Source organism: Mesotoga sp. UBA5847 (genome assembly GCF_002432735.1).
Lineage (GTDB): Bacteria > Thermotogota > Thermotogae > Petrotogales > Kosmotogaceae > Mesotoga.
The window spans coordinates 167,912-177,997 of sequence record NZ_DJGL01000069.1 but is presented as its reverse complement, the minus strand read 5'-3'; the positions used below and the strand labels follow the sequence as shown (position 1 = coordinate 177,997).

The window sequence follows — 10,086 nt, the reverse complement described above, 5'->3', positions numbered from 1 at the left end:
GTCGTTAATCGAGAAGAATGGATTTGAAAATGTCGGAGATGTTCAAGAGGTAATGAAGGAGTTGTTTGGTGACATTATTAAAGAAATGCTTGAAGGAGAACTAGAGGAAGAGCTTGGATATTCGAAGCATGACTACAAGAGCAAAGAGACTGACAATTCAAGGAATGGACATAGCAAGAAGACAGTTAGGAGCGATTACGGAGAAATAGAACTTGAGATACCAAGGGACAGAAAAGGTGAATTTGAGCCTATTGTTGTGAAGAAACATCAGAGGGACATTTCAGGGATAGAGGATCAGATAATCTCCATGTATGCGAGGGGAATGACAGTAAGAGATATTCAGAGTCACATAGAGGATATCTACGGTTCTAGATTGTCTGCAGAGAGCATAAGCAGGATAACGGACAAGATACTGCCACTGGTCTCCGAATGGAGAAACAGGCCATTAGAATCTGCGTATGCGATAGTCTACATGGATGCCGTGTTCTTCAAGGTAGTTGAGAGTAACCAGGTAAGGAAGAAAGCACTCTATATAGCCTTAGGAGTATCCCTAAATGGCCACAAAGACATTCTGGGTATGTGGATAAGTGAAACAGAAGGAGCAAGCTACTGGCTAAGCATTCTCAACGAATTAAAGAATCGCGGGGTTGAAGACGTGGCAATCTTCTCAATAGATGCATTAAGCGGAATGGAAGAAGCCATAGAGGCTGTATATCCATTCTCAGAGGTTCAGAAGTGCATAGTTCACCAGATAAGAAACACCATGAGATATGTAACCTGGAGGGATCGTAGACCTCTCGCACGCGATCTAAAGACAGTTTATCAGGCACCGACAAGAGAGGCAGGATGGAATGCATTGCTTGCACTAGAAGAGAAGTGGGGAGACAAATACCACTTGTCAATAAAAAGCTGGAAGGAAAACTGGGAATCTCTTTCAACCTTCTTTCAATATCCAGAGGAACTGAGAAGATTGGTTTATACAACTAATCCCATTGAATCAGTTAATAGACAACTGAGGAAGGTAACGAACAATAAGGGAGTCTTTCCTACGGATACTTCTCTCTTAAAGATGGCTTATCTAGCAATAATAAATATAACAAAGAAATGGACAGTAAGAACCCTTGAATGGTCAAAGATCCTTTCTCAACTTGTGATAAAGTATGAAAGATTAGCTAAGTACATAAGCTGATTCTTAAATCCATTACAAAAAAGGGGTTTACACAAAAAAAGAGACAGAACCTTGATTAGTTAAAAAAACGGGGAGCCGAAAGGCTCCCCGACTTACTAAAGGCGTAAATTGCTTCTATTATTCTTCGTCCTCTGAATCATCTGAGTCATCGACTAATTCTTCGGAGGGTTTTTCTTCATCTGAAGAGACTTCGACAGTTTTTTCGGCAGTCGATTCTTTCTTAGTTTCGAGAGCAGCGGCGTTTAGACCCTCTCTGCCCTCAAGAATAGCATCGGCCATGGTATGAACGATCAACTGAATTGCCCTTATGGCGTCGTCGTTTCCGGGGATTATGAAGTCTATTACATCTGGATCACAGTTGGTGTCTGCTATACCGATAACCTTTATGCCGAGTTTGTTGGCTTCTGCAACGGCGATCTCTTCTTGTTTGGGGTCAACAATGAAGATAACATCGGGAAGCTTCTGCATTTCTTTGACACCGCTCAGGTTCTTTCTAAGCTTATCGAGCCTTTTGTTGATCATGCTCTGCTCTTTCTTGGGTAGAGCGGCGAGCTTTCCCGACTCTTCCATTTCTTCGAAGTTCTTGAGAGCCTCGATTCTCTTCTTGATCGTAGCGAAATTCGTCAAAAGGCCACCGAGCCAGCGGCTGTTGACGTAAAAGGAGTCACATCTCTTCGCTTCTTCCTGTACGATTTGCTGAGCCTGTCTCTTTGTGCCAACAAAAAGGAACGTTGCACCTTCCTGAGCAGAATTTCTCACATACTCATAGGCCTCTTCAATGAGCTTAAGTGTCTTCTGAAGGTCTACGATGTAGATGCCTTTTCTCTCACCATAAATATACGGCTTCATCTTGGGGTTCCATCTTCTCGTTCTGTGACCGAAGTGAACTCCGGCTTCGAGAAGCTGTTTCATAGATACTACCGACACAAATACACCTCCGTTTTGGTTTTCCTCCGGCTTTGCGCCGATCGACCCCTACAGAAGGGGCACCGGGATCGACTGCGATTACTGCCGTGTGTTGTCCTCGTCAGCGACGAGATCTCTATATGTGTAACGCTTTGCATTCAACCAAAGGTCTTCGAGAGAATAGAACTCTCTTCCCTTCTTACTGAATATGTGGACGATGAAGTAACCGCCATCTATTACCAGCCAATCATAGCCTTTTCCTTTGTCATAGTAGATGATCTCGACGGTTTCCTTTTCGATGTACTCGAGTATCGCCTCTCGAAGAGCACCCATATGGGGGTCAGAATTGGCGGTTGCTACGACAAAGTAATCAGATAGATTTGACACCTTGGAGACGTCCAGTATTACGATGTCTTCTCCATGCTTTTCATCCAAAATGTCTGCGATCTCCTTAACTACGTTATCCAAATTGATTCTCCTATTCATATCATGGTCATCCGTTGACGGTTCACCGTACTCCGAAAAAACCCTTCAGAAAACGATCCATGCAAAATCACTTCCAGAACCGCGCCAAAATCGATCTTGATTCTCTCTATTCAACAGTGACGCTCTTAGCCAGGTTTCTCGGTTTGTCTGGATCTAGCCCTCTCTTAACCGCGATGTAGTATGCGAAGAGCTGCAGATAAGGTGACATCACCAGCGGATATAGGGGATCGAGAACACGAGGAACCTCGATACGACTGTTCACGGTCTTTGAGACTTCTTTATCGTTCTCTGAACAGATAGCCAGAACCTTTGCATCTCTTGCTCTGGTCTCCATTATGTTGGAAATCATCTTCGACTTCAATTCATCCTCAGGAACTATTGCAAAGACCGGAAAGTCCTTATCCAGTAAAGCTATAGGGCCATGCTTGAGCTCTCCGGCCTGATAACCGCTTGCGTGAATATAACTGATCTCTTTGAGCTTCAAGGCGCCTTCAAGGGCAGTTGCATAGCTATACCCTCTGCCCATGTACATGAAATGTTTGAAATCGGAGTATTCCGCTGCCAGTCTTTTACACTGTTCGTTAGCGGCTGGGAGTGTATTCTCAAAAACCGTGGGCATCCCTTCCAGCTCATTAACAATCTTTGCGATATCTGAACTGCTTTGACCTATGATGCTGGAGATGCAGGCTCCCAGAAGAAGCAGGACTGCAACCTGTGCGACGTAAGTTTTGGTGGCTGCCACACCTATCTCCGGACCGGCATTTATATAAATCACTGCGTCGCTCTCTCTCGAAATTGTGGACCCAACAACATTTGTAAGAGATATGATTCTGGTTCCAAGTCTTTTCGCCTTACGAATCCCCTCAAGAGTATCTGCCGTCTCACCTGATTGGGAAATAGCTATGACAAGGTCACTGAATCCTTCCGGCAATCTTCTGTAACGAAATTCTGAAGCCACTTCAACTTCTATCCGAATCCCAGAATAGTCCTGTATGAATCTCTGGAAGACTAATCCTGCGTGGTAACTTGTTCCGCAAGCCAGTACAGTTATCGATCTAGCCTTCGCGATCTCTTCTTTCAGATGATCAACCTCTTTGAACCTGGGAGCTCCATCCTTGATTCTGGACATGAGAGCATTTCTAAGAGTCTGTGGCTCTTCGAATATCTCTTTGAGCATGAAATGATCATAGCCGCCCTTTTCAGCCGAGTCCTCGCCCCAGGTTATCCTAGTTGACGATTTTCTAACAGATGTGCCGTCCAATCTGGATATACTTACACTGCCTGGACGAATTACGGCAAGTTCTCCATCATCAATGAAGTAGACGTCTCTAATATGCTTCAATAGAGGCGTAACGTCTGAGGCAAGATAGCCGCTTTCGCCAGTAGATCCTACGACAAGGGGACTCCCTTTGCGAGCTGCAACGATTACGTCGGGATGGTCCTGATGAACTACGCCAATTGCATACGCACCTTCAAGATCCACCAAAGTATGCCTTACGGCTGAAACAATGTCACCGGAATAATGGTCTTCAATGAGATGGGCTATTACCTCTGTGTCGGTAACCGACTTGAAAATGTGGCCCTTCTTTTCTAGATCTATTCGCAGAACGTCGAAATTCTCGATAATACCATTGTGCACAACCGCTATCTTTCCCGTGCAATCGGTATGAGGATGTGCATTGAAATCGGAAGGCCCTCCATGAGTTGCCCATCTGGTGTGGGCAATTCCCTGAACAACGCTCGAATCCAGCTCGTCTCCAAGAATCTTTTCGAGAGCGGAAATCCTTCCAACGGCCTTCGTTACTCTTAGACCTTCTCGACTGTTCACGGCAACTCCTGCGGAGTCGTAGCCTCTATATTCAAGCTTCTTCAGGGCATCTACAAGCTTTCTTATTGTGAGGTCTTCTCCAACCATTCCAACAATGCCGCACATACTACTTTTCTCCAATCTTCATTTCGAGGCTCTTAACTAGATCGCCCTTGACTCCCTGGTAAGCAACTCTAATTGCGTTCTTTATGGCGAGGGCATTAGAATTGCCGTGGGCCTTCACAACGGCCCCTTTAACACCAAGGATGAAAGCACCTCCGTACTCACTCGGGTCCATAGCTCTTTTCAGCCGTTCCAGCGCGCGTTTGAGAAAGAGAGCACCGATCAGTCCGAAAAGACCGCTCCGCTTGATTTCTTTCTTAAGCGTTGCTGAAATCAGCTTTCCCGTGCCTTCCATTGCTTTCATGGCAACGTTGCCGTCGAATCCGCTGCAGACAACTACATCTACATCTCCGTAGTTGATATCACTGCCTTCAACATTCCCAGCAAAATCATCGCCAAGTTCAGCTTTCAGATAGTCGAATGCCTGCTTAGTGAGTTCAGTACCTTTCTCTTGCTCCTCACCAACATTAAGCAACCCAACCTTCGGGTTGGTTCTTCCGAGAAGCTTCGCGTATTCATAGCCCATTCTGCCGAAGTCGCGCAGGTGCTCAGACCTGACTTCGGAGTTTGCTCCGGCATCGACCAGTATGGTGAATCCATTCTTGGAGGGAGTTAGAACGGCGATAGCGCCTCGATCAACGCCTTTTATTCTTCCCACAATGAAAAGTGCGGCGGCAAGAACCCCGCCCGTATTCCCTGCAGAAACAAGAGCATCGACCTTTCCGTCTTTCACCTGCTGTGCGGCTTTGTAAAGAGAGGTCTCCTTTTTTCTCAGCAAAAGAGAAGGCTTCTCCGACATCGGAAAAACCTCTCCCGCATCAACTATTCGAATTCTTGAGCTTTCAGGCGTCTCTTTCAGCAAAGGCTTGAGACTTTCTTCTTTTCCTACCAGAACTATCTCAAGATCGTGAAACTCTTCGAGAGCAAGAAAAGCACCGTCTATGTTAACTTCGGGAGCATTATCTCCACCAAAAGCATCGAGGGCAATTCTTACGCCTTGCATCTGTTACTCACCAATCTCAAGAATCTGTCTTCCTCCATAATAGCCACAGTGCAGGCACACTCTGTGTGGCTGTTTTGGTTCGCCGCAGTTTGGACATGTAGAAACAGCCACTTTGATCGCACTATATGTCTTTGCGCGCTTCAAGCGGGTTCTGCTCCTGCTTCGCTTTTGCTTTGGAACGGCCACTCTAATCCCTCCTATATCTAGCTCTTCAATTTCTCTCTCAGGTCGGAAATAGCCTTGTGCCATTCATCCTGAATCTCTTCCCTCTTCTGGCACGAATGGTTTTGCTCATCGTTAAGGTTTGCTCCACAATATGGACACAGACCTGCACAGTCTTTTTCGCACAGAACCTTCTGAGGAACCTCAACAATTATAGCCTCAATAACGCGTTCTGACAAGTCCAGCAGATCTCCCTCAAGCCTCAGAACATTATCCAGGTCGGCGCTTGTGCCGTCTTCTGCAAAAACAACACTGTCTTGAAGTACGTAGGTGGCTTCAATTGTTCCTTCAATCGGGATTGAGACTTCTTTCAAACACCTTGCGCAGTTCTCTTCGAGGATTGTTTTCACCGAACCTGTTACAATGATCGAATCCTTATCTTTATACAATTCGATGTGGGTCTCTGCAGCGCTTGTCAGCTTTATCTCTTCTGTGAAGTCTGGGTCCAGAACGACATCTATCGTCTTCTTGAATTCGAAGCTGTTCAGATCAACGATTAACTCATGGATTTTCGCCATTTCAATCACCTCTGTGCCAGCAAATACTACATCACTGCTATTTCAATTTACTCACGTTTCATTGAACAAATGAAGAAGATTCCTTCATTCTAGATAACAGGCTACGAGCTATTCGATCGATTTCGTCCATTGTTCTCTCTTCCGGACTGCCGAGATCTATAGAATCAGTCTTCGAAAGTTTGTCCTGTATGATTATTATGTCTGTCGAGAGCCTCGCTGCCTCCGCAGGATCATGTGTAACCATTATCACACTGATTCCCCTCCTCATCCAGATTTTCTGGATGTCTTCCATCAGCCTGTCCTTAATTACAACATCTAGAGAACTGAACGGCTCGTCCAAAAGAATGATATCAGGGTTGAAGGCTAACGCCCTCGCTATATTGACTCTCCTGCGCATCCCTCCGCTTAGCTGAGAAGGATACTTGCTCTTATGCTTCTTCAGTCCAACAAATGAGAGAAACTCAACCGGGTCGCACCCAGGTGAGACAATCGAGATATTCTGGGCAGCCGTCAACCACGGGATTAACCTATCGTCCTGGAATACAAATCCCAAGCGTTTGCTGTCAAGTTCAACAGTTCCGCTATCGGGCTTCAGGATACCGCCGATGATTCTCAGTAGTGTGGTTTTACCGCAGCCGGAGCTGCCGAGGATCGTTAGGAAGAAATCACCGTCTATAGAGTAGCTGAAACCATCAATTATCTTCTCCCCGTCAAACTGCTTATGCAGATCTCTAATTCTTAAGTGCATAGCGGGCACTCCTTCCTATTAGCAGATCTAGAAGCTTCTCGGTAAGTATGCCGAGAATCACAAGGATCAGAGTGTAAGCGAAGACTCTGGTAGTGTTTATTGAGTACTTCGCATCGGACATTGCTCTTCCTATACCGGATGCCCCAACCATGAACTCAGCTACTGCGACTGATTTCCACATGATTCCAACCCCCACTCTCATTGACGACACTATGAAGGGAAAGGCAGAGGAAAGATAGATCTTCCTGAGAACAACCTTCCTGGAGAGCCTGTAAACTTTTGCCATCTCTACCAACTTCTTGTCTACGTTTCTGACTCCCTCTGCAATATTAATTGTGAAGATAGGAAATAGCGTAAGCAATACAATATATACTGGAGAAGAGAACCCTACCCCCCACCAGAAGATCGCCAGAGCAAGCCAGGATACGATAGGAATAGACTGGAGAATCACTACCAACGGTCTGAGCAATTCATACAATACATCGATCAGACCCATAAGAAACCCGGTCACCATGGCCATCCCCAGCGCGAGAAAAAGCCCAATAAAAGCCTTTGAGCATGTTTCGACAATATTCGACCAGCCTCTAGCGCTTGAGAGTATTTTCGTGAATTCCGCTATTGTTTCGCCTGGACCAGGCAATAGAAGGTTGCTTGAAACCAGCAGAGATGCGACAAACCACACCAGTAGAAGAAAACCTACCGAGAGAATTGGCGCAAGCTGTTTCCTTCTAGAAGAAGAGAGCATCTAGATCAATATCACCCGTCAGTTCCTGATCGAGTTCCCGCAGCTTTTCAATGTATATCGTTGTTTCTTCCCTGGCTTTTTCGGAGTCTGCAAATAGAAAGCCTGCTGTATCCATTGCCTTCTGCAGTACAGGAATGGGGAAGCCACCCATCTTTTCTGACACTATCTCCGCAGTCTTCTCCCTATTAGCGAGCGACAGGCTCATGGACTGCTGGTAAAGGAGAAGGAATGATTCGACAACACTTCTATCGAGAGAACCGCTTACGAATATCCCCGATGTAGGAATGTTGATTCTCCTATCGTTGAAGCTTTCCCATAGATCTTCAATCGGCATGGACCTTATTACACTCTGAACACGAGCCTCGGCAAGAGAAGCAAACGGTTCAGGTACAAGTATGAGCTTGGCTTTTCCGCTCGCAAGAAGCTGCACAGACTCGGCGCCGCCTACGTAGACTATCGACACATCTCTTCCGACTTCATATCCACGGGACTCAAGGGCGCCGCGAAGAATGGTGTCTGCTGTCTGACCGGGTGCCTGCAAGGTGTAGATCACCGTTCCTACCAGGTCTTTTATATCATCTATCGGCTTCTCTGTAGATATGAAATAGAAGCCATTCCACATGCTCACTGCCGCGAGCTTAATATCTACTCCAGAAGCTGCCAGCTTAACTCCGACGGTTACGGGAAGAAGGCTTATCTGTGCCCTCCCTGTAACCAGCATTGAAATCGCTTCGTCTACGCTTCTCCACAAATTGATTTCGAGACCCGGGACTTCATTAGAGATATCCGAGGAGAGTAACTCAGCAATTGGAATTAGAGTAGGACCAACTGGATTTATGTAATTGATGCCAAAAGATACGAGGGCTAGAGACACCACTAAAACTGTAATAATGAGTTTCTTCATATAGAACCACCTCCACTAGCAATTATACACTCAATTCGCCTGCCTGACGACGGCTTAACAGCTTTGAAGGCCAAATCGCGAGCCTGAAGCCGAATCAGAACTCTCAGGGCCGATTTCTTCCCGATGAAGGCTAGAATCGCCCTCTATAAGGAGTTTGGTAATTTGAGCTCTGAGTGGTAGAATAATAGCGACATCTCATGCGAAGGGGGGAACAGTATGAACAAAAAAGAACTCATCGCTGAAATCGCTGAGAAAACGGGTGTTACTAAGAAAGATGCTGGAAAGACCCTTGACACAGTGATCGAGATCATCGAAAAGACACTGTCTAAAGGTGATGTTGTGAGACTCGTTGGTTTTGGCACATTTATGGTAGCTTCAAGGAAGGCCAGAAAGGGTGTCAATCCGAGAACCAAGAAGCCCATTACGATACCGGGCGGAAAAGTTCCTAAATTCGTACCTGGAAAGGAACTGAAGGAAAAGGTAAAATAGTGTCGTAGACTCTGCGGCGGCCGGAGTTGCCGCCGCTTTTGTTTTGGAGTGAAAGACTTGAAAGGAATCTGGGTTCTCTTTGTTATCTTCATTATTATTGTGGCTTTGGGTGCTTTCTTGAACATCTACTTTCTCAGGCAGTTTGGCGATGAAATGGTTTCAAGTCTCAGTACAAGGGAAATAGAGAACAAACTTCAGACCATGTCCGAAAGAGTTTCCCAACTCAACCTGAATCTCGACTCACTCTCTTCTCTTGAAGTGAGACAGGATCTTTCGAAGATAATCACCGATTTTCAGGGGATTATTGCAAACCTGAACTCAGTCTCGGCTGCTGTTAGCAGTACTTCCGTTGGGGACTCGTTGACAAATCTCTCAAATGATATGCAAAACATTCGGAATCTTCTCACTTCACTGGATAGAAGAGAGACTCTAGACTACTCGACCCAGATAGAGGGAATAAGAGGAAAGATTGTCTCTCTTGAGTGGCAGCTGGAAGAGCTCAAGTCGCTTGTAGAATCCAGTATGGTTGATGTCAAAAACGCCGTTTCGGGAACTGTTGTCCCTTACAGTACTCGGAGTGAGTTTTACGAGGAAGAGGTTGGAAAAGGTGTACGAATAAGAATTGAATCTGGCTTCAAAGGAAGTAGCATTATCCATGACAGCGATATCCTTATGATTCTGAACGAAATATATGCCTTGAGGGCAACTAAGATCTCATTAAATGGGAAGAGAATAATGCCATATACTTACGTGCGTTGCGTAGGAGCAACTGTTATAATTGATGATGTACCTACTCAAATTTCGCCTATTGTTATTGAGGTGTTGGGCGATTATGATTATTTGGTTTCCGGTCTGGGTCTCTTGAAGGAGTTTTTCAAGGGCAGGGAGATTGAAATGACTTTTCTGCCTCTTGAGTTTATTACCATTCCCGCGGGAGGGGGTTGAT

12 protein-coding genes are annotated in these 10,086 nt (G+C 45.6%); 3 read left to right on the top strand and 9 right to left on the bottom strand.

The features are described from left to right. The first annotated feature begins 7 nt into the window (after positions 1–7). Positions 8–1,189 (top strand): IS256 family transposase, encoded by a 1,182-nt coding sequence (locus tag B3K91_RS07985; RefSeq protein ID WP_292594563.1) that lies wholly within the window; start codon positions 8–10, stop codon positions 1,187–1,189. 117 nt (positions 1,190–1,306) lie between these two features. On the opposite strand, the gene rpsB is transcribed toward B3K91_RS07985, so the two are convergent. The 9 genes from rpsB to B3K91_RS07940 form a co-directional block, all read right to left on the bottom strand. Beyond that, entirely contained in the window at positions 1,307–2,116 is an 810-nt protein-coding gene (gene rpsB / locus B3K91_RS07980; protein ID WP_214061347.1) for a 30S ribosomal protein S2, read from the bottom strand. Between the two features lie 78 nt (positions 2,117–2,194). Further along, positions 2,195–2,581 (bottom strand): ribosome silencing factor, encoded by a 387-nt coding sequence (rsfS, locus tag B3K91_RS07975; protein ID WP_103133826.1) that lies wholly within the window; start codon positions 2,579–2,581, stop codon positions 2,195–2,197. 106 nt (positions 2,582–2,687) lie between these two features. Then, positions 2,688–4,514 carry a glutamine--fructose-6-phosphate transaminase (isomerizing) gene (gene glmS, locus B3K91_RS07970; RefSeq protein WP_292588270.1) on the bottom strand — a complete coding sequence of 609 codons (1,827 nt, stop codon included), beginning with the start codon at positions 4,512–4,514 and terminating at the stop codon, positions 2,688–2,690. 1 nt (position 4,515) lies between these two features. Beyond that, positions 4,516–5,514, bottom strand: a complete 999-nt coding sequence (gene plsX, locus B3K91_RS07965) for a phosphate acyltransferase PlsX (protein ID WP_292588272.1) — start codon at positions 5,512–5,514, stop codon at positions 4,516–4,518. Positions 5,515–5,517: 3 nt separating this feature from the next. Further along, positions 5,518–5,700, bottom strand: coding sequence for a 50S ribosomal protein L32 (gene rpmF, locus B3K91_RS07960; RefSeq protein WP_099829059.1), 183 nt, complete (start codon positions 5,698–5,700; stop codon positions 5,518–5,520). Between the two features lie 17 nt (positions 5,701–5,717). Beyond that, complete coding sequence (locus tag B3K91_RS07955) at positions 5,718–6,254, bottom strand: YceD family protein (RefSeq protein WP_103133829.1); 537 nt, start codon at positions 6,252–6,254, stop codon at positions 5,718–5,720. A gap of 58 nt (positions 6,255–6,312) precedes the next feature. Then, positions 6,313–7,002, bottom strand: a complete 690-nt coding sequence (locus tag B3K91_RS07950; RefSeq protein WP_099829061.1) for an ABC transporter ATP-binding protein — start codon at positions 7,000–7,002, stop codon at positions 6,313–6,315. Continuing rightward, positions 6,986–7,747, bottom strand: a complete 762-nt coding sequence (locus B3K91_RS07945) for an ABC transporter permease (protein ID WP_214078705.1) — start codon at positions 7,745–7,747, stop codon at positions 6,986–6,988. The genes B3K91_RS07950 and B3K91_RS07945 overlap by 17 nt, the downstream gene beginning before the upstream one ends. Next, positions 7,731–8,651 carry an ABC transporter substrate-binding protein gene (locus tag B3K91_RS07940; RefSeq protein ID WP_292588281.1) on the bottom strand — a complete coding sequence of 307 codons (921 nt, stop codon included), beginning with the start codon at positions 8,649–8,651 and terminating at the stop codon, positions 7,731–7,733. Before B3K91_RS07940 ends, B3K91_RS07945 begins: the two co-directional genes overlap by 17 nt. Before the next feature lie 216 nt (positions 8,652–8,867). Between B3K91_RS07940 and B3K91_RS07935 the strand changes: the two genes are divergently transcribed. Together B3K91_RS07935 and B3K91_RS07930 are read left to right on the top strand one after the other, a co-directional pair. Continuing rightward, positions 8,868–9,140 carry an HU family DNA-binding protein gene (locus tag B3K91_RS07935; RefSeq protein ID WP_103133832.1) on the top strand — a complete coding sequence of 91 codons (273 nt, stop codon included), beginning with the start codon at positions 8,868–8,870 and terminating at the stop codon, positions 9,138–9,140. Between the two features lie 48 nt (positions 9,141–9,188). Next, a complete protein-coding gene (locus B3K91_RS07930) occupies positions 9,189–10,085 on the top strand; it encodes a DUF881 domain-containing protein (RefSeq protein WP_292588286.1) in 897 nt (298 codons plus the stop codon). Position 10,086 lies beyond the last annotated feature (1 nt).